This is a genomic window from Stenotrophomonas sp. YJH_SMC_119 (assembly GCF_059368315.1).
Genome location: NZ_JCAFRP010000001.1, coordinates 160500 through 180037, shown reverse-complemented (window position 1 = coordinate 180037; position 19538 = coordinate 160500). Strand labels below are relative to the sequence as shown.

Here is a 19538-nt window from a genome sequence, read left to right as displayed (position 1 = left end):
GAAGCTGTGTTGAAGATTCTGCGTGGACTGGGCTGGACCCTGGCGGGCCTGCTGCTGTTGACCATCGTGGTGTGGTGCGCCTCACGCATGTGGCCGGTGCCGGAATCGCGGTTGCAGGCGCAGCAACGGCTGGAAGCGCGGCTGCCGGCGAGCGGGCGCAACGGTTATGCCCTGTTGTGGACGCTGCCGTTCGACGATCTGGATGCCCGCCAGCGCGAGCAGGCGTTGGCCGAGGACGTGCGCCGTTGGGAGGCCGACCTGCGGGGCAGCAGCGGCGGCCAGACACACCTGGTGGCCAACCATGCCGAGCTGCGCTCGCGGCCCGGTGCCAGTTGCGGGCCGGCCGCCCGCGGCTGCCTCGCCCAGGTCCGCGCGGACCCGCAACGCTTCGTGGAGGCCCATGCCGGGCACCAGCAGTTGCACGCGCGGCTGGATCAGCTCGCCGAAGCAGACTACTTCGTATCGCCGTTCCAGCCGAAGGGCGAGGGCATCCTGGTGCCGATGCCGACCTACGGGCTGGTGGTCGATGCCACCAGCGCACGCGCGCTGGCGTTCGTACAGGGTGACATCGACGGTGCCCTGCGCGGCAGCTGCCGGGGAGTGCGGCTGGGCCGGCGGCTGGTGCCCGGTGGCAGCTATCTGGTCGAAAGCATCATCGGCGCCAGCCTGGTACAGGCCAACGCGCAGCTGCTGGCCGACATGCTGGTCGAACTGCCTGCCGATCACCCGCTGCCGGCCGAATGCGAACAGGCCATGCAGCCGATGCGGGCCGACGAGCAGAGCCTGTGCCGTGCGATGCAGGGCGAGTATGCGATGAACCGGGTGGCGATCGAGACCTCGGCGCGGGAATTCGGCGGCGCGCTGGTACTGGACCGCAGCAGCACCCTGGCCCGTGCGGCCGGCAATCTCGGTTGGGCCTGTGGCGCGACGGCGACCGCTGCGCTGGAGGCGGACCGTCCGTTGCCGGCACCGGCGCCGCCGCAGCGTGACTTTGGTTGCCTGTCGAACGTCATGGGTTGCCTGTTGACCGACATTGCGGGTCCGGTCTATCCGGCCTATTCGTCGCGCACCCAGGACGCCGCGGCGATGCTGCGCCTGCTGGGTGCACAGCGCTGGCTGCGGCAGCAGCCGGGGGATCCGGTGGATGCCCTGCAGCGGTTGCCGGCACAGTTCGCCTCGCCGGTGCGGGCGCCGCAGGTGTCGGCGGATGGCCGCCATCTGCAGGTGCCACGCCGCTCGCCGTCCCGCAGCAACGACGAAAGCCCATGGCTGTCGGTGCCGTTGCAGGCGGAGCCAGCTTCGACTGCGTTGGCGCGCGATTGAGGCGCGCTCAGCGTGCGTGTGGCTTCAACCGCAGGTAGACCTGCTTGCGGACCTGTGCGACCACCTCGCCGCTTTCATCGATCACGTCGTTGCTGAACCAGCGCAGCACCTTCTCGCCACTGGCCGCTTCGGCGCGCAGTTCGTCCAGCAGCGCGTCGTCGATGCGGAACGACGTCCGCACGATGCCACGGCCCGGCTTGAGGAAGTCGATGGCGCCGGCGCGGTCCCACACGTAGTAGTCGCGGCCGAGGATGTGCAGCAGGCCGAGCATCCAGAACGGATCGGTCATCGCGAACAGGCTGCCGCCGAAGTGGGTGCCGACGTAGTTGCGGTTCCATGGCCGCAGGCGCAGCTCGACATCGATCTGCCGGTAGTCGGGGGTGATGCGGGTGACGTGGATGCCGGTGAACAGGAAGGGCGGCCAGAGGTTGATGCCGAAGCGGAACAGACGGGCGTTCATGCGGATCCGGGGGCGCTGGGCGAGGTGTCCAGTCTAACCATTCGCATGCGTATGTTGCACCCTGGTGGCACCGGTCACGCGTCGCCGTCGATCACATACCCGTCGCGCCCGTTGGCTTTGGCCTGGTACAGCGCGGTGTCGGCCCCTTCGACGAAATGATGCGGTTGCAGCCCGCCTTCCGGTACCCGGGTAAACACGCCGATGGTGAGCGTCACCCGATCGTCGCTGCCGTCACCGTGTACCGGCAATGCACGTACGCAGTCGATCAGGTCCTGGATGACAAGCCGCGCGCCTTCGGCCGGGGTATCGGGCAATACCAGCGCGAATTCATCGCCACCGTAACGCGCGGCCATGTCGCGCGGCCGCCGCGCATGCGCGCCGATCAACCGGGCGACGTCCCGCAGCACGCGGTCGCCGACCTGGTGGCCATGGCGGTCGTTGTGGCGCTTGAAGTGGTCGACATCAATCAGCGCCAGGCTCAGTGGCTTGCCGTTGCGTCGTGCGGCGTCGCATTCCTGCTGCAGCGCCTGTTCGAAACGCAGGCGATTGCCAAGGCCGGTCAGTGCGTCGCGGTTGGCCTGCCGGTGCCAGGCCGAAATCCGCCAGATCGCCCAGGCCAGCAGGACCAGCAGGACGCCCAGCAGGGCGGTGGCTGGCGCCCACCAGAGGTTGCTGGTGCGCAACAGCAACCAGCTCAGCAGAGGGGCAAGCGGCAGCGAACTCAGCGCCGCCAGCCACGGCAGGCGCAGGCCGAGCAGGATCACGCACAGCGCCACCAGCACAGCGCTGATGGTGTGCTGCCAGAAGCGGGGCAGCACCTCGATCTGCTTGTGCTGCAGCAGCATCGAGGCGATGTTGGCCTGGTACTCGCTGCCGCTCATCCAGAACTCGCGGGTGGTCGGGGTCAGCAGGCGCGGCGCGATGCCGCTGGCGGTCATGCCGACGATGATGCGGCGGCCATGCAGCATCGCCATGTCCACGTGGCCATCGAGCACGTCTGCGTAGGAAACCTGCGGCAACTGCTCGGGAGGTCCGGCATAGCGCACCCGCACGTAGTCGTTGCGCCGCCATTGATAGGGCGAGCCCACCTCGGGATCAGGGTCGGGCAGCCCGCGCACCGCGCCCGCGGGCAGGCCGGTCAGGGCCAGCCCGAGCGCCGGCCAATGCGCCTTGCCGATGCCCGCATGCAGGTAGATGCCGCGGGCGACGCCGTCGCTGTCCACCTCAACGTCGGTGTGGCCGATGGCGGCGGCACTGGCCGCGATCTGCGGAACCGGCAGCATTTCCTCGGCCATGCGATCACCGGCTGCCGGTGCGGCCAGCACCGGCAGCACCACCCGGCCATTGCGACGGATGGCCGCGGCCAGCGCGTCGTCCTGGCGGCTGTCGCGGCGGTCCGGCTCGGACAGCATCAGATCCAGCGCGACCCGTTCGGCACCGGCATCGGTCAGGCGATCCAGCAACCGGGCGTGGACCGAGCGCGGCCACGGCCATTGGCCGATGCGTTGCAGGCTGCCTTCGTCGATGGCCACGATCAGCACGCTCGGGTCGGGTCGATAGTCCCAGTTGCCGACCATCGCGTCGTAGGTGGCCTCGTCCTGCCGCCACAGCCATTGGCCCTGGCTGGCGACGAGGGTCAGTATCCCGGCCAGCATGGCCAGCAGGATCCGCTTCGACCACGGCAGCGGCGAGCGCCTCACAACAGCAGCCACAGCAGCAGGGCACCGCCGCCGGTGCCATAGCAGAGGCGACACGGCAGGGCGATCTGCTGGGCAGGCGAGAACTCGCCGGCATGGCCGTCATCGTCGATGTACTGCACGCGCACATGCAGGGTGCCGCGCCACGGACGCTTGAAGCTGACCTGCGGTTCGGCCACGGTTTCGTCGACCAGGGGTGCCTTGAAGTCGCCGCGGCGGTCGACCTGCACGCGATAGCGCTGGCCTTCGCTGCCGGCCTGCCAACGCAGGGTCAGCTCACCGTGCGCGGCCTCGGGCGGTTGCAGCGCAGGATCCACCGGCTCGTTGCTCAGTTGCAGTGGCAGGGCCTGGCCATAGCGCCCCTGGTGCCCATTGGCGCTGCGGGAGGCGATCCGCCAGAAGTAGTGACCCGGCGGCAATGGCTGCGCCAGGCGCAGGTCGGTGCCGGTGCTGGTCTGTTCCTGCAGTGGCTGTACGAAGGTGGAATCAGCCGCGATCTGCAGCACGCTGCTGCGCGCACCGGGGGCTTGGCTCCAGCGGAAACGCGGGCGGTCGCTGTTGATTGTCTGTCCATGCAGCGGGGCCAGGGTCAGCGGCGGTGGAGGCTGGTCGCTGAGTTCGAAGTCGGCACTGGCGTCGATGCCTTCCACACCCTGCGCATCGACCGCGCGCAGCAGGATGCGCAGCTGGCCCGGCGGCAGATCGCCGATGGCCAGGCGGGTATCGGGGGTGGTGGCAGCGAACAGCAGGATCTCCGGCGTGGCTGCCTCCACCACTTCAACGCGGTAATGCGCGGCGCCGGCGACCGGAGTCCATGCCAGCAGCGTCGGCAACGGGGCCAGGCGCAGTTCATCGTTGCGCAGCTGCGGTGCCGGCAGCAGTACGGAGACTGTGTCCGGAGCGGCGTCTGCGCTGGCGCTGCGGGTGGCCTGTCCGGGCTGGACCATGCGCTGGCCATGGGCGTTGCCGACCTGCACCTTGCCCTGCAGGACCTCGGTGGCCGCGACATCACGACCGTCGCCGGCACTGACCCGGAAGACGGTGCCGCGCACGCTGCTGGTGGCGGTGGGCGCATCGATGATGTAGCGCGATGCCGGGCCGCGCGCGGGCGTCACCCGATTGCTGGCGCGGCCCTGCTGCAGGCGCAGGCGGGTGTCGACCATGCCGGTGTGGCCATAGCGGCTGAGCTGGTCCAGGCGCAGGCGCGAGTACTCACGCAGCTGCAGGCGCGACGCATCGGCAAATTCCAGCGTGACGCTGGATTCGCCCTCGGTCTGTACGGTGTCTCCGATATGCAGCTGCTCGCCGGCCTGGATGGCGCGGCTGGCGCTGCCGTCTCCACTGGACAGTTCGACCTTGCCGCGGACCGAGAGCACCCGCGCCGGTGCCGGTTCGATGCGCAGCCAGCTGATGGGGAAACGCAGCAGCTGGCCGGGCGGCAGCCGGTAGGGATTGTCGATTCGGTTGTGCTGCTGGAGCTGTTGCCAGCGCACCGAGGGTTTCAGATACACGCCACCCAGATCCCACAGGGTGTCGCCGGGGCGGACCCGGTAGTTCCAGTCCTGCGCGGCGGCGATGGCCGGCAGCAGAAGCAGGGCACAGAGCAGGGCGCCCTGGAAGCGCATGGCAAACAACAGCGAGCGGACGAAGGTCACAGTTTTGCAATCCCGGCAATGCGGGGGTGCAGCTGCAAGACCCCATGGCCCCGACCTCATCCCCCCGAACGGATCGTGGCGGCCCTACGGCCGCCATCGTGCGCATTATTGCCCGCGTCCAGTGCAGGGATTCTGAACGAACCCGGCTTCCGTTCAGAACAGCAGGGAGGCCATCCTGCGGCGGTACTGGCCGACCAGGTCCTCGTCGGAGATCACATTGAAGGCATCGATCAGCGCCTTGCGCGGCAGGCCTTCCTCGAAACTCCGGTCGATCCGCAGCATGTCCAGGAACTGCGCCAGCGCGGCTTCGTCATGGCCGCCGAGCAGCAGCTGCACGCCGCGCAGGTGGCGGGCCTTGAGGTCATTGCCGTTGGCGGCGATGCGCGCGTCCAGCACCTCGGCGGCCGGGGCGTCCTTCAGGGCAGCGGCAAAGGACAACCGGGCGCGGGCGCGCACGGCGCGGTCGTCGGTGGCCAGGTTGGCGGGCAGGCCGTCGATCAGCGTACCGGCTTCGTCCACGCCGCCGATCTGCAGCAGGGCCAGGGCCAGGTCGAGCTTCAGCTCGTCCTTGTCCGGCTCGGCGGCGATCTGCGCACGCAGTACATCCACCTGTGCCTGCGGATCCAACGGCGCTTCGTCGTCGGCGGCGGTGTCACCGACGTCGGCCGGCACGATGCCGTGCTGGGCCAGGAACTCACGCAGCTGGCCTTCCGGGATGGCGCCGGGGAAGCCGTCCACCAGCTGGCCGCCCTTGACCAGGAACACGGTCGGCACCGAGCGGATCTGGAAGGCGGCGGCGATCTGCTGTTCCTTGTCGACATCGACCTTGGCCAGCTCAAAGGCGCCGTTGTATTCGGCGGCCAGCTTTTCCAGCATCGGCCCCAGGGTCTTGCAGGGGCCGCACCACGTGGCCCAGAAGTCGACCAGCACCGGCGTCTGCAGCGACTTCTGCAGGACTTCGGCCTCGAAGGTCGCAGTGGTGGCGTCGAATACGTAGGTCGTCTCGGTCATGGGGGAGGCATCGATTGGCATCTGGAGACCGATTCTATGGTGACGATCGATGCCAGTCTCAACCCGGACTGCGGCAAATGCCCGACAATGCGTCGTTCCCGCCGCCGTTGCTCCTGGAGCCTGCATGACCTCCCCGTCTTCCCTGTTGCGTCTGTCCGGCCCCGCCGCCGCACTGCTGTTCGTGCTGGCGGTGCTGGGCTTCGGCACCGGCCTGGAAGGTTATGCACAGGCGCGGCACCCGGTGGCCCTGCTGGGCGCACACGGCGTGCCGCACGCGTTGGCCTTCAATCTGCTGGGCTTCGTACTGCCGGGCCTGTTGGCGGTGGTCGTGGCCGAGTGCCTGCGCCGACAGCTGCCGGCCAGTGCTGGCTGGGCGCCGCGGGTGGGCAGCCAGATGCTGTTGCTGGGCGGACTGGCCTTCACCGCGATGGGCTTGATGCCGCTGGATGTGGACGATCTGCACGGGCCGGCCAGCCAGCTGCACGCCAGTGCCTGGATGATCTGGGTGCTGGGCTTCGTCGCCGGCACCCTGTTGCTGGGCATCTCGCAGCTGCGCCAGACGCACGGGCGCGCCTTGGGCGGGGTGGCGATCGCCTGTGGCGTGCTGGCGGCGCTGGCTGCCTTTGCGCTGCAGGGCGTGCTGCCGGCGCCGCTGGCACAACGGCTTGCATTCGCCTGCTGGGCGGTCTGGCTGGCGCTGGCCCTGCCTCTGTCGCGACCGCGCTGAGACCGGCTCCGGGCGCTGGCGGGGCCGGCGGTCGGCGGGCAGGATTGGAGACGTTTGCCGCACTGCGGTACGCTGTACCGCTTTGCCGCCGCATCCGCGTGTTCCATGACCAGCGCTGAAACCAACGCCTACGACCCGCAGCAGGTTGAATCCGCCGCCCAGAAGTACTGGGACGCCACCCGTGCCTTCGAAGTCGACGAGACTTCGGACAAGCCGAAGTACTACTGCCTGTCGATGCTTCCGTACCCGTCCGGTGCGCTGCACATGGGCCACGTGCGCAATTACACCATCGGCGACGTGATCAGCCGCTACAAGCGCATGACCGGCCACAACGTGCTGCAGCCGATGGGCTGGGACGCGTTCGGCCTGCCGGCGGAGAACGCGGCAATCAAGAACAAGACCGCACCGGCGGCCTGGACCTACAAGAACATCGAGCACATGCGTGGCCAGTTCAAGGCCATGGGCTATGCGGTGGACTGGTCGCGCGAATTCGCCACCTGCCGCCCGGACTACTATGTACACGAACAGCGCATGTTCACGCGCCTGATGCGCAAGGGCCTGGCCTACCGCCGCAATGCGGTGGTGAACTGGGATCCGGTCGACCAGACCGTGCTGGCCAACGAGCAGGTCATCGATGGCCGTGGTTGGCGTTCCGGTGCGCTGGTCGAGAAGCGCGAGATCCCGCAGTGGTTCCTGCGCATCACCGATTACGCCCAGGAACTGCTGGACGGCCTGGATGAACTGGACGGCTGGCCGGATTCGGTCAAGACCATGCAGCGCAACTGGATCGGCCGCTCCGAAGGCCTGGAAATCCAGTTCGACGTGCGTGATGTCGACGGCACTGCGCTGGATCCGCTGCGCGTGTTCACCACCCGTCCGGATACCGTGATGGGCGTGACCTTCGTGTCGATCGCCGCCGAACATCCGCTGGCCCTGCATGCGGCGAAGAACAACCCGGAACTGGCTGCGCTGCTGTCGGAAATGAAGCAGGGTGGCGTGTCCGAGGCCGAGCTGGAAACCCAGGAAAAGCGCGGCATGGACACCGGCCTGCGTGCCATCCATCCGGTCACCGGCGAAAAGGTGCCGGTGTGGGTCGCCAACTTCGTGCTGATGGGCTACGGCACCGGTGCGGTGATGGCTGTTCCGGGCCACGACCAGCGCGACAATGAAGTGGCCAACAAGTACGGCCTGCCGATCAAGCAGGTGATCGCGCTGAAGGATCCGCGCAACGACGACGAGCGCACCTGGGATGGTGCCCGCTGGCAGGACTGGTACAGCGACAAGAACCGTGCCTTCGAGCTGGTCAACTCGGCCGAATTCGATGGGCTGGATTTCCAGGGCGCCTTCGAAGCCCTGGCCGAACGCTTCGAGCGCAAGGCCCAGGGCCAGCGCCGCGTCAACTATCGCCTGCGCGACTGGGGCGTGAGCCGCCAGCGCTACTGGGGTTGCCCGATTCCGGTGATCTACTGCGACAAGTGCGGTGCGGTGCCGGTGCCGGAAGAGCAGCTGCCGGTGGTGCTGCCGGAGGACGTGGCGTTCTCGGGGACTGGTTCGCCGATCAAGACCGATCCGGAATGGCGCAAGACCACCTGCCCGGAATGCGGCGGCGCGGCCGAGCGCGAGACCGACACCTTCGACACCTTCATGGAGTCGAGCTGGTACTACGCCCGCTACACCTCGCCGGGTGCCCGAGATGCGGTCGACAAGCGCGGCAATTACTGGTTGCCGGTCGACCAGTACATCGGCGGCATCGAGCACGCGATCCTGCACCTGATGTATTTCCGCTTCTACCACAAGCTGCTGCGCGACGCGCGGATGGTGGACAGCAACGAACCGGCACGCAACCTGCTGTGCCAGGGCATGGTGATCGCCGAGACCTACTACCGCCCGAACCCGGACGGCTCGAAGGACTGGATCAATCCGGCCGATGTAGAAGTGCAGCGCGACGAGCGCGGCCGCATCACTGGCGCCACGCTGATCGCCGACGGCCAGCCGGTGGTGGTCGGTGGCACTGAAAAGATGTCCAAGTCGAAGAACAACGGCGTGGACCCGCAGGCGATGGTCGACAAGTACGGTGCCGACACCGTGCGCCTGTTCTCGATGTTCGCCGCCCCGCCGGAACAGTCGCTGGAGTGGAACGAAGCCGGCGTGGACGGCATGGCGCGCTTCCTGCGCCGCCTGTGGGCCCAGGTGCAGAAGCACGCCGCCGACGGTGCCGCCCCGGCGCTGGACGTGGCCGCGCTGGACGCCAACCAGAAGGCACTGCGTCGCAAGACCCACGAGACCATCGGCAAGGTCGGTGACGACTATGGCCGTCGCCACAGCTTCAATACCGCCATCGCGGCGGTGATGGAACTGATGAACGCGCTGGCCAAGTTCGAGGACGGCAGCGAGCAGGGCCGTGCGGTGCGCCAGGAAGCGCTGCAGGCCATCGTGCTGCTGCTGAACCCGATCACCCCGCATGCCAGCCACGCCCTGTGGCAGGTGCTGGGCCATGGCGAGACGCTGCTGGAAGACCAGCCGTTCCCGCAGGCCGACGCCGGTGCGCTGGTGCGCGACGCGCTGACCCTGGCCGTGCAGGTCAACGGCAAGCTGCGTGGCACCATCGAGGTGGCCGCCGATGCTGCACGCGAGCAGGTCGAAGCACTGGCTCTGGCCGAGCCGAATGCGGCCAAGTTCATGGAAGGCCTGACCGTGCGCAAGATCATCATCGTGCCGGGCAAGATCGTGAACATCGTCGCTGCCTGATGCATCCTGGGCCGGTCACCCACGCGGTGGCCGGTACCTTCCCGGTGCGGGGCCATGCACTTGATGGCCCTGCATTCACGCGGCTTCGGGCAGGCTGTGTGTTGCCGTGATCGCCCGGCTCCGCCAGACTGTCTCCATGACCCGAATACTGCTTGCCCTCGTTCTTGTCCTCGGCCTTGCCGGCTGCGGTTTCCATCTGCGCAACAAGCTGATGCTGCCGACCGACACGGCGCCGGTGAAGGTGGTCTCCACCGCGCCATACAGCGAACTGGTCAAGCTGCTCAATCGCAGCCTGCTGGCTTCCGGTGCCAAGCTGGCCGACGAGGACAGCAAGGGGCCCAGTACCCAGCTCCAGGTGCTGTCCGAACGCTGGGGCGACCTGCCGATCGCCATCGACTCGCAGGGCCGTGCGCAGGAGTACAGCCTGCGCTATGCGGTGATCTTCATCTTCCGTCGCGAGGATGGCAGCGAGCTGGTGCCGCAGCAGGTGATCGAACTGTCGCGCGACTACGTGTCGCCGCCGACCGACGCCACCGGTACCACCACCGAACGCGAAATCCTGGCCGATGAGCTGCGACGGGAAATGTCCGCGTCGATCATCCGCCGCATCGACAGCGTGGTGCGCGCCGAGATCGAGAAGGGCGGCAGCCTGACGGCGCCGAAGGCCAAGCCGATCGAAGGGGCGGAGCCGGCCGAGCCGGTTCCCGCAGCCAAGCACTGAGTCGCGACGATGGAACTGCGTCCGGAGCAGCTGGCCAGCCAGGGCGCTGACACCCCGCTGGCGCCGGTCTACCTGATTGCCGGCCCGGAAACCCTGCGCGTGCTTGAGGCGGCCGACGCCATCCGTGCACGCGCACGCGCCGCCGGCATCGCCGAGCGGGAAGTGTTCGACGCCGATGGGCGTGATTTCGACTGGAACCAGCTCGACGCCAGCTTCAACGCGCCCAGCCTGTTCAGTGCCCGCCGCCTGGTCGAGGTGCGCCTGCCCAGCGGCAAGCCGGGCAAGGACGGGGCCGAGGTGATCAGCCAGTTCTGCGCCAACCCGGCGCCGGACGTGGTGCTGATGATTACCGCCAGCGAATGGAGCAAGGCCCACCAGGGCAAGTGGGCCGAGGCAGTCAATCGCATCGGCGTGCTGTCGGTGGCGTGGGCGATCAAGCCGCACGAACTGCCGGACTGGATCGAGCGCCGCCTGCGTGGCAAGGGCCTGCGTGCCGATCCGGCCGCCGTGCAGCGCCTGGCCGAGCGGGTCGAGGGCAACCTGCTGGCCGCTGCGCAGGAAATCGACAAGCTGGCGTTGCTGGCCGACGGCCAGCCGCTGGACGTGGAACGGATGGAATCGCTGGTGGCCGACGCCGCCCGCTATGACGTTTTCCGGCTGCTGGAAGCCACGTTCTCCGGCCAGCCGCCGGCGGTGCTGCGCATGCTGGCGGGCCTGCGCGGCGAAGGCGAGGCGGTGGCCGCACTGATGCCAATGGTGATCCGCGAGCTGTTGGCTGGTGCCGGCCTGGCCCGGGTACAGGCGCGTGGCGGCAATCTGGCCGCCGAAATGAAATCGCGCGGCATCTGGGAATCGCGGCAAGCGCCCTACAAGCGTGCGCTGCAGCGGCACCCCGAGGGCAAGCGCTGGGAGCGTTTCGTGGCCGAGGCCGGACTGGTCGACCGCATCGCCAAGGGGCGCGCCGACGGTGATGCCTGGCTGGCGCTGGAGCGCCTGCTGGTGGCCGTGGCCGAACCGCGTGCCGTGCGCCTGCTGGCGCGGGCCTGAGTGATGAGCCTGCGGATCTATTACGGGGGCACCTTCGATCCGGTGCACCTCGGGCACCTCGCCATCGCGCGTGCTGCCCGTGACGAACTGCAGGTCGCTGTGCGCATGCTGCCAGCGGCTGATCCGCCGCATCGCGCGGTGCCGGGCGCAACCGCTGACCAGCGCTTCACCATGCTCTCGCTGGCCATCGGCGATGAGCCAGGCCTGCTGCTGGACCATCGTGAACTGGACCGCGCCATACGCTTTCCCGGCCGCCCGTCCTATACCGTCGACACCCTGCGCGAACTGCGCGGCGAGTTGGGCCCCAGCCGGCCATTGGCCTGGCTGGTCGGGGCCGACAGCCTGCTGGGCCTGACCCGCTGGCATGAATGGGAGGCACTGTTCGGGCTGGCCCATTTCGTGGTGGCCGAGCGCCCGGGCAGTCCCCTTCAGGCCTCGGTGGATGGCGAACTTGGCCGCGCCCTGGAAGGGCGCTGGGCCGACAACGAGCAGGCCCTGTTCGCCAGTCCGGCCGGGCGCATCCTGCGCCTGCATCATCCGCTGCGCGAGGAATCGGCCAGTGCCGTGCGTGCGCAGATCGCCGCCGGCGGCCCCTGGCGGGCGTTGCTGCCGCCGGCCGTGGCCGACTATGTGGCCGCCCATGGCCTGTACCGCTCCCCTACGCCGTGAATGCCGCCGCCCCGGCTTGCCCGTATAATCGCCCCCACGTTTATCGAGTCGATCCACTTTGAGCAACCAGACCCAGCCCCAGACCATCAAGGTCGATCTGCCCAGCCCGCCGCCGTCCGTGCCGGAACTGCTGGCCAGCGTCCGCCAAGCCACCGAAGACCTGAAGGCCAAGGACCTGGTCGAGATCGATGTGCGCGGCCGGTCCAGCGTTGCCGACTACATGATCGTCGTTTCGGGCACCTCGACCCGCCACGTCAAGTCGATCGCCGATGAAGTCGTGCGCTTTGCCAAGAATCTCGACGTGATGCCGCTGGGTGTTGAAGGCGAGCGCGAAGCCGAGTGGGTACTGGTCGACCTGGGCGACGTGATCGTGCATGTGATGCTGCCGCGCGTGCGTGAGTTCTATGCCCTGGAGCGCCTGTGGACCGTTGGTGACCAGCCGCCGTCCAGCGACGACGAAGTGGCCTGAGCCGCACGTTGATGCATCCCTTCGACGGCGCCGATGGCGCCGTCGACGTTTTGGAGGACCGTTGATGAAAGCCCGCCTGATTGCTACCGGCGAACGCGCACCCAGCTGGGTGGCGCAGGGCTTCGCCGAGTACCAGAAGCGGCTGTCGCACTGGCTGCCGTTCGAGCTGGTGGAAATCGAGCCCGGCCTGCGCGGCAAGGGCCGCGATGCGCGCCGCGCCACCGAAGACGAAGGCAGGCGCGTGATCGCCGCACTGCCGAAGAATGCCTATGTGGTGGCGCTGGATGTGCCGGGCCGCCAGCTCAGTTCCGAACAGCTGGCGCAGCGGCTGGAGCATTGGCGTGGGCAGGGCAGGGACCTTGCCTTCCTGATCGGTGGCCCGGAAGGGCATTCGCCGGAAGTTTCCGCGCTGGCCGACGAAAAGTGGTCGATTGGACCATTGACGCTGCCGCACATGCTGGTGCGCCTGGTGGTGGCCGAGCAGTTGTACCGGGCCGCCGCAATGATTGCGAATCACCCCTACCATCGCGCGTGAAGAGTGGTTATACTAGTCGTCTGCCCGAATAGCTCAGCCGGTTAGAGCACTTGACTGTTAATCAGGGGGTCGTTGGTTCGAGTCCAACTTCGGGCGCCACCTTGAAGAGACCTGCATCGCAAGATGCAGGTCTTTTTTTGCGTTGTTGTAGAGCCGAGCCCGCGCTCGATTCTACAGTGCCAGCTCACCTCTGGAGAACGCCACCAGCGTAGCGATGGCCACCACCAGAATGGCGCCGAACAACACCCATTCCCAACGCGTGAATACCTGCTCACCGCGTTGCAGCCGGGTCAGTGCGAACACCACCACGCCGGGCACATACAGCAGCACCGACAGCAGCAGGTTGTCGAGGCCTCCTGCATACACCAGCCACAACGCGTAGGCACTGGCCAGCAGCGCCACCGCGAAATCACGCCAGCGCACGCCCGGTTCACCCGCATAGGCGTCCCCGCGCCACGCCAGCTGCACGCCGAACGCGGTGGACAGGAAGTAGGGCACCAGGCTCATCGAGGCCGCCAGCAGCACCAGGCCCGTGTAGCTGCCGGAGTTGACCAGCACCAGCAGCAGGAACAGCTGGATCAAGCCATTGCTCAGCCACAGCGCGTTGGCGGGCACGCCGCGCGCATTCTCGCGTCCCAGGAAGGCCGGCATGGTGCCGTCGCCTGCAGCGGCGTACAGCACTTCGGCACACAGCAGCACCCAGGCCAGCAGCGCGCCGAGTACCGAAATGATCGAGCCGACGATGATCACCGTCGCGCCCCACTCGCCGACGATGGCGCGCAGCACGTAAGCCATCGACGGATTGGGCAACCCCGCCAGTTCGGCCTGCGACAGCACGCCCATCGACAGCAGGCTGACCAGCACCAGCAGCAGCCAGACGCCGAGGAAGCCGATCACCGTGGCGCGGCCGACATCGGCGCGACGGGCCGCACGCCGCGAGTAGATGCTGGCACCTTCGATGCCGATGAATACCCACACGGTCACCAGCATCATGCCGCGCAGCTGCTGGCCGAGATCGCCGAGTGCGGGCGCGCCCAGGAAATCGGCGCGGAACACATCCATGCGGAAGGCACCGGCGGCCAGGATCAGGAACAACGTGATAGGCAGCAGCTTGGCCACCGTTACCAGGCCGTTGACGATGGCGGCGGTGCGCAGGCCGCGCAGTACCAGCAGGTGCACGGTCCAGAGAAGTAGCGACGAAGCGGCCACGGCGGCCGGGGTATTGCCTTCACCGAAGACCGGCATGAAGTGGCCGAGGCCACTGAAGATCAGCACGAAGAAGCTGGCGTTGCCGAGCACCGAGGCAACCCAGTAGCCCCACGCGGCGGAGAAGCCGATGTAGTTGCCGAAGCCTTCGCGCGCGTATGCGTAGATGCCGGTATCGAGATCCGGCCGGCGGTTGGCCAGGGCCTGGAACACGAAGGCCAGCATCAGCATGCCGGCGCCGCTGACCGCCCAGCCGAGCAGCGCCGCCGCCGGACCGGCGCTGCGCGCCACGTTCTGCGGCAATGAAAAGATGCCGGCACCGACCATCGAGCCGACCACCAGTGCGGTCAACGCGGGCAGCCCGAGGCGTTGTGATGTCGCGGCCATGATGTCCCCTGCGGCGCTGATGCCGCTGACCCACGGTAGCGGTGTGCCCGTGAACATGCACGCAAGGGGCCGCAACGACGAAGGCCCGGGCAGATGCCCGGGCCTTCGAAGGTGGTGCGTTGAACGGTATCACTTGAAGGTGTACTTGGCGCCGACAGTGAAGTAACGGCCGATGGCGCCGCTGAAGTGCAGCGGGTTGTAATTGACACCGCCGTAGGTGGACGGATCCAGCGGCGCGATGCGATCGAACACGTTCTGCACCGAGGCGTTCAGCTCGAAGGCTTCAGTGATGTTCCAGCGGCCCGACAGGTCGAAGGTGGTGAACGAGGAGATCTTCTTGACGTCCGTACCGTCTGCATACGCGAAGAGGTAGGAGCCGTTCGGACCACGGAAGTCCTTGTTGTCCATCTTCGAGATGTAGTTGGCAACGCCGCTGACGCTCCACGGACCCTGCCTCCAGGTGGTGCCGAAGTTGATGCGGTCCTTTGGCGTGCCGATGCAGTTGGTCACGTCGCAGTTGCCGTGGGTACCGGCGTAGTCGACAGTCACGTCGGCATCGGTGCGCTCGAACTTGAGCACATGGCTCCACTGCAGGTCCATCTCCAGCTGACCTGGGCCGATATCGAAGGTCTGGCGGATATCTGTATCGATACCCCGGACCCGGGTCGATGCGGCATTGATGTACTGCGTGTTGACCGCCAGGATGCTGCCGGTACCGGGTACGCCATTTAGCAGGTTGTTGTCACGCAACACGTTGCCGGCGGCAATGGCTTCGGAGGTGCTGCCCTGGGCGATTTCGTTGGTGCGCTTGATCTGCCAGGCATCGATGGTCAGCGAAGTCGTGGACGTGGGCTGCAGGACGATACCCACCGAATAGCTCTTGGACTCTTCCGGTTTCAGGTCCTTGTTCGGGCGGGTGATGATGGCGACCGGCAGAGCGCCACAGTCGTCGTCGTTTGCACCTGGTGCCGGATTGCCGCCCGGGCAACGCACGGGGTCGGACGCATTGGAGAATGCTGCCAGACCACCATCGCCGTTCTCGGCGGGGTTCGGTGCACGGAAGCCTTCCGCATAACTGCCGCGCAGTGCGATCCAATCGGCCGGCGTCCACTTGATGCCGATCTTCGGCGTGGCCTTGCCTTCACCGCTCTCGTACTTGTCGTAGCGCACCGCACCGGACAGTTCCAGGGTTTCCAGCACCGGTGCGGACAGCTCGACGTAACCGGCGTACACGTTCTGGGTGCCGTCGTAGGCCGAGTAGCCCAGGCCGATGATCTGGCCCTGGTCGGTGTAGGTCTGCGGGGTCAGGCTGTTGCTGGTCTTGCGCCATTCAGTACCCAGCGCCAGGCCCAGCGGGCCACCCTTCAGGTCCATCAGGCTGCGCGACACGGTGAAGTCGAACATGTCCAGGCTCGACTTCGCACGTGCGCTGATATCCGGCGAAATGAAGTCGTACAAGGCCTGCGAGTTCATACCGGCATTGTCACCGATGCGCCAAACACCACCAGCGCAGTTTGGGTTGGCCAGTGCACAACGTACATTGTCGTAGTTGAGGAAGCCGGTGCGCTTGTTGACCAGGTCGGTGCCGGAGTGCAGATACGCGGTGTCGTAGCTCCAGTCGCCCCAGTTGCCCTTGACGCCGACCAGGAAGCGGGTGAACTCGTTGGTGTTGTTGGTTACACGCGGGCCGACATCCCAGGCCGAATAGCGCAGGCGCGAGGCCTGGCCCGGAATCGGATTATCTGGATGATTCGGTCCCAGCACCGTAGCGCCGTCGCCACTGTTGGCGTTGACCGGGCCACCCGGATAGCCCCAGCCGCCTGAAACGCCAGACGGGGTGTTGCTGAAGGTGGTTTCCTTCTTTGAGTAGCCGATTTCGGTGTAGATCTCACCACCTTCACCAAAGGCGAAGCTGGCACGTCCAAACACGTTGACGTACTTCTCTTCCGGGGTGAGATCGCGATACAGCTGGTTCGGATCCCACAAGCAGCCCTGCGCCTGCGCGGATGCCTCTGTCTGGCCCGGAATCGTGGTAAGACCAGCACAACCGGGCAAAGCGACCAGGAAGGCCGGATTCTCTTCGGTCACATTGCGATCGTCGTACACCGAACCGTTCGGACCAACACCGCCGCGGGTCTTTCCACTGAGGAAAGCGCCGCCGAGGAACTGGGCGTTGTTGCCATAGCCCCACGGGCGGGTATCGCCGGTACCGATCCACTTGCGGTTCTTGCGATCGCTGATCTTGATCGCGTCGGTCTTTGCGACATCCAGGCTGAAGAAGGCATTCCAGCCGTCGGTGGCCAGATCGCCGGTACCGGCGGTCAGGGTCGCCTTCTTCGCGTCGCCATCGCTGTCGCCGGACAGGCCGTAGGAACCGCGAAGGATCGCGCCCTGGAAATCACTGCGCAGGATGATGTTGACCACGCCGGCGATGGCATCGGAGCCATAGATCGCCGAGGCGCCGTCCTTCAGCACTTCCACGCGTTCAACGGCGTCGAGCGGGATGGTGCTCAGGTCGGTGAAGACCTTCTGGCCGTCATCGGCCAGGCCGTAGGTGGCCATGCGACGACCATTCAACAGGACAAGGGTCGAACCCGCGCCCAGGCCGCGCAGCGAGATGCCGGCACCACCGCCGGCAAAGCCGTTGCCGAAGGTCTTCGGGATCGAGCCGGAACCATCGGCGGTCAGGGTCTGCAGGTATTCGGCGACCGTGGTCTTGCCGGTGCGGTCGATTTCCTGGCGGGTCACCACCTGCACCGGGGACGGTGTTTCGGTGTTGGTGCGCGGAATGTTCGAACCGGTAACCGTGATGCGGTCCAGGTTGGTGGCCTTCTCCTGCGCGAAGGCGGAGGTGGAAGCCGCGGCGCCAACCAGCAGCAATGTGCCGCCGGTAAGGATGTGGGTGATGGACGATGCCAGGGTGCAGCGGCGGCGGCTGGCGGGCCGTTGGATCAGGTGTTTCACAGCTTCTCTCCTAACTGGAAAACCGTAGCGTTGAGGGCTGTCTCCGGAGTATCCGGGACGGGCCAATCTAGGTTTCCGACGGGTGACGAAGTCGTGAAATTTTGCTTAATCCGTAACGTTTGAACTGGAACTTTGCCGAGTTTGGCAGTTCGGTCTCGAAGGCCGGTCCGACAGGCGGTCGGACCGGCCCGGGTCGTCAGTCCGGCAACGAGAACTGCACCGGCACCAAACCGATGGCCGGTACCGCTATACCATCACGCTGGGCCGGTTCAAAGCGCCACCGCTTGAGCACCTGTTGGCGCGCAGCCTGGTCCAGGTGGCGCGAGCCACTGCTGCGCTCGATGCTGACCGCGACCGGCTGGCCGCTGCTGTCGACCTCCACCCGCAGCAGCACCGTGCCCTGCTCATGGTTGCGCAGTGCGGCGACCGGATAGGCCGGTGGCGGGGCACTGCGGTATTGCAGCTGGGCGCCGGCCAGCGGTGCATGGGTGTCGATGCTCGGCGCGAGTTGCGGCGGGGCCGGTTCGGCGGCCGGCAGCATGATGCCCTGCGTTTCCTCCACGGTCGCGGTTGGGGCCGGCAGTGGCGGTGTCGCCGGCTGTGCCTGCGGTTTCGGCACGACCCGGGCGACTTCCTTCGGTTCCTGCAGCACCGGTGGGGGCGGCGTTGGCGGGATCTTCTCGATCAGCCTGACCGTGGTCTTGTCACGCGGGACCTGCACGGCCTGGTAGGTCGCCGGGATCAGCAGCAACAGGAACGCGAGCAGGTGCAGGGCGATGGCCGCGCTCCAGGCGGCAACGCGGGCGGGGTCGAAGTGCGGGGATGCAACGGGATACGTACGAACCATGGTCCACCTCCATGCCAGTGACGAAGTCCTCAACGCACCAGGGCCCGTGGCGGGGTTGCCGCACGCGGCTGGCAGCCAATCATTAACGCCAGGCCCCAGCCACTGCCTAGAGGCAGGGGCAGGACCGTTGGGCTGGCCTTCAGCCAGCCGCCCCGGCCCATGAAAAAGGCGGGCCCCTGCGGGACCCGCCTCTGTCTACCGGAACGGATGGGATCAGCGACCCAGCTCGAACACCACGTCCAGATTGACCGACACAGTGGATTCGCCCGGGGCGACCGGCGTGGCCTTGTCCATCGCCGCGCCGGCGGCCATGGTCCGCATCATCGGCATCGGGCGGTAACCACCCCCGGCATTCTCGGAGATGCTGACGATGCGGCGCACCTGAAGGCCGAGCGACTTGGCATAGGTCTGGGCGCGGGCCTGGGCCTTCTTCAGCGCGGCCAGGCGCGCTTCGTCATAGACCGGTTCCGGCTGGTCGATCTCGAAGCTGGGGCCGTTGATCTGGTTGGCGCCCTGAGCGGCCAGCGCGTCCAGCACCTTGCCGAGCTTGGCGATGTCACGGACCTTCAGGCTGACCGTGTTGCTGGCCTGGTAGCCGGTGATCTTCGGCGCTTCGTTGTCGGCATAGCGGTACTGCGGGTTGAGGCTGACGCCGCTGGTCTGCACGTCGCGCTCGGCGATGCCGGCGGCCTTGATCGCGGCCAGTACCTTGTCCATCTGCTGGGCGTTCTGGCGCATGGCGCTGTTGCCATCGACGGCCTGGGTGACCACGCCGGCCGACAGGGTGGCCACGTCCGGTACGCGGGTGGCTTCGGCATTGGCCGAGATGTTCAGCAGCGTGCCTTCGGCCGCGGCGGCGATCGACGGCGACGACGGGGCGGCATGGGCAGTCATCGAGGTTCCAAGGGCGAGGGACAGGGCAAGCAGCAGCGGGGTGGCGGTCAGGCGCATGGAGAACTCCTTGTTGTGCCGTTGAGGGTGGTGTCGTAGCGATGAACGCGCTGTGAGCCCGTTCGGGGTTCAACGCGTTCCGGGACGGGTTGCCGACGATTCAGGTGGCGGCCTCAGGTTA

Annotated in this window: 16 protein-coding genes and 1 tRNA gene; 9 read left to right on the top strand and 8 right to left on the bottom strand. The window is 67.1% G+C overall.

Going from position 1 to position 19538, the window contains the following annotated elements; all coding sequences use genetic code 11:
• The first annotated feature begins 6 nt into the window (after positions 1-6).
• Positions 7-1323 carry a hypothetical protein gene (locus tag AC5P6S_RS00850; RefSeq protein ID WP_065183441.1) on the top strand — a complete coding sequence of 439 codons (1317 nt, stop codon included), beginning with the start codon at positions 7-9 and terminating at the stop codon, positions 1321-1323.
• A gap of 7 nt (positions 1324-1330) precedes the next feature.
• Here the strand turns inward: AC5P6S_RS00850 and AC5P6S_RS00845 are convergent, their stop codons facing one another.
• The 4 genes from AC5P6S_RS00845 to trxA all read right to left on the bottom strand — a co-directional run bounded on the left by AC5P6S_RS00845 (position 1331) and on the right by trxA (position 6146).
• The gene (locus AC5P6S_RS00845; RefSeq protein WP_010482929.1) at positions 1331-1783 is read right to left on the bottom strand and encodes a DUF4442 domain-containing protein; all 453 of its coding nucleotides are present in this window, start codon (positions 1781-1783) and stop codon (positions 1331-1333) included.
• A 74-nt stretch (positions 1784-1857) separates the two neighbouring features.
• Positions 1858-3483, bottom strand: coding sequence for a CHASE2 domain-containing protein (locus AC5P6S_RS00840; protein ID WP_235643504.1), 1626 nt, complete (start codon positions 3481-3483; stop codon positions 1858-1860).
• Entirely contained in the window at positions 3480-5135 is a 1656-nt protein-coding gene (locus AC5P6S_RS00835) for a FecR family protein (protein ID WP_235643505.1), read from the bottom strand. Before AC5P6S_RS00835 ends, AC5P6S_RS00840 begins: the two co-directional genes overlap by 4 nt.
• Before the next feature lie 153 nt (positions 5136-5288).
• Positions 5289-6146: a thioredoxin gene (gene trxA / locus AC5P6S_RS00830; protein ID WP_012480933.1), complete on the bottom strand. Its 858-nt coding sequence runs from the start codon at positions 6144-6146 to the stop codon at positions 5289-5291.
• 124 nt (positions 6147-6270) lie between these two features.
• Between trxA and AC5P6S_RS00825 the strand changes: the two genes are divergently transcribed.
• The 8 genes from AC5P6S_RS00825 to AC5P6S_RS00790 all read left to right on the top strand — a co-directional run bounded on the left by AC5P6S_RS00825 (position 6271) and on the right by AC5P6S_RS00790 (position 13161).
• Complete coding sequence (locus AC5P6S_RS00825; RefSeq protein WP_062606135.1) at positions 6271-6873, top strand: DUF998 domain-containing protein; 603 nt, start codon at positions 6271-6273, stop codon at positions 6871-6873.
• A gap of 105 nt (positions 6874-6978) precedes the next feature.
• Entirely contained in the window at positions 6979-9621 is a 2643-nt protein-coding gene (gene leuS, locus AC5P6S_RS00820; RefSeq protein ID WP_012480931.1) for a leucine--tRNA ligase, read from the top strand.
• Positions 9622-9757: 136 nt separating this feature from the next.
• A complete protein-coding gene (locus tag AC5P6S_RS00815) occupies positions 9758-10342 on the top strand; it encodes an LPS-assembly lipoprotein LptE (protein WP_005410539.1) in 585 nt (194 codons plus the stop codon).
• A 9-nt stretch (positions 10343-10351) separates the two neighbouring features.
• Positions 10352-11389, top strand: coding sequence for a DNA polymerase III subunit delta (holA, locus tag AC5P6S_RS00810; protein ID WP_012480930.1), 1038 nt, complete (start codon positions 10352-10354; stop codon positions 11387-11389).
• Positions 11390-12058: a nicotinate-nucleotide adenylyltransferase gene (nadD, locus tag AC5P6S_RS00805; protein WP_005410537.1), complete on the top strand. Its 669-nt coding sequence runs from the start codon at positions 11390-11392 to the stop codon at positions 12056-12058.
• Positions 12059-12116: 58 nt separating this feature from the next.
• On the top strand, positions 12117-12527 hold the full coding sequence (gene rsfS, locus AC5P6S_RS00800) for a ribosome silencing factor (protein ID WP_005410536.1): 411 nt from the start codon (positions 12117-12119) through the stop codon (positions 12525-12527).
• Between the two features lie 64 nt (positions 12528-12591).
• Complete coding sequence (gene rlmH / locus AC5P6S_RS00795; RefSeq protein ID WP_005410535.1) at positions 12592-13062, top strand: 23S rRNA (pseudouridine(1915)-N(3))-methyltransferase RlmH; 471 nt, start codon at positions 12592-12594, stop codon at positions 13060-13062.
• A 22-nt stretch (positions 13063-13084) separates the two neighbouring features.
• Positions 13085-13161: transfer RNA gene (locus AC5P6S_RS00790), tRNA-Asn, on the top strand.
• A 72-nt stretch (positions 13162-13233) separates the two neighbouring features.
• Here the strand turns inward: AC5P6S_RS00790 and AC5P6S_RS00785 are convergent.
• From AC5P6S_RS00785 to AC5P6S_RS00770, 4 genes are all read right to left on the bottom strand, one after another.
• On the bottom strand, positions 13234-14655 hold the full coding sequence (locus tag AC5P6S_RS00785) for a basic amino acid/polyamine antiporter (RefSeq protein ID WP_012480928.1): 1422 nt from the start codon (positions 14653-14655) through the stop codon (positions 13234-13236).
• Positions 14656-14784: 129 nt separating this feature from the next.
• Entirely contained in the window at positions 14785-17619 is a 2835-nt protein-coding gene (locus AC5P6S_RS00780) for a TonB-dependent receptor (RefSeq protein ID WP_012480927.1), read from the bottom strand.
• A 196-nt stretch (positions 17620-17815) separates the two neighbouring features.
• Entirely contained in the window at positions 17816-18466 is a 651-nt protein-coding gene (locus AC5P6S_RS00775) for an energy transducer TonB (RefSeq protein WP_012480926.1), read from the bottom strand.
• 213 nt (positions 18467-18679) lie between these two features.
• Complete coding sequence (locus AC5P6S_RS00770) at positions 18680-19417, bottom strand: SIMPL domain-containing protein (RefSeq protein ID WP_065183443.1); 738 nt, start codon at positions 19415-19417, stop codon at positions 18680-18682.
• Between the last annotated feature and the right edge of the window lie 121 nt (positions 19418-19538).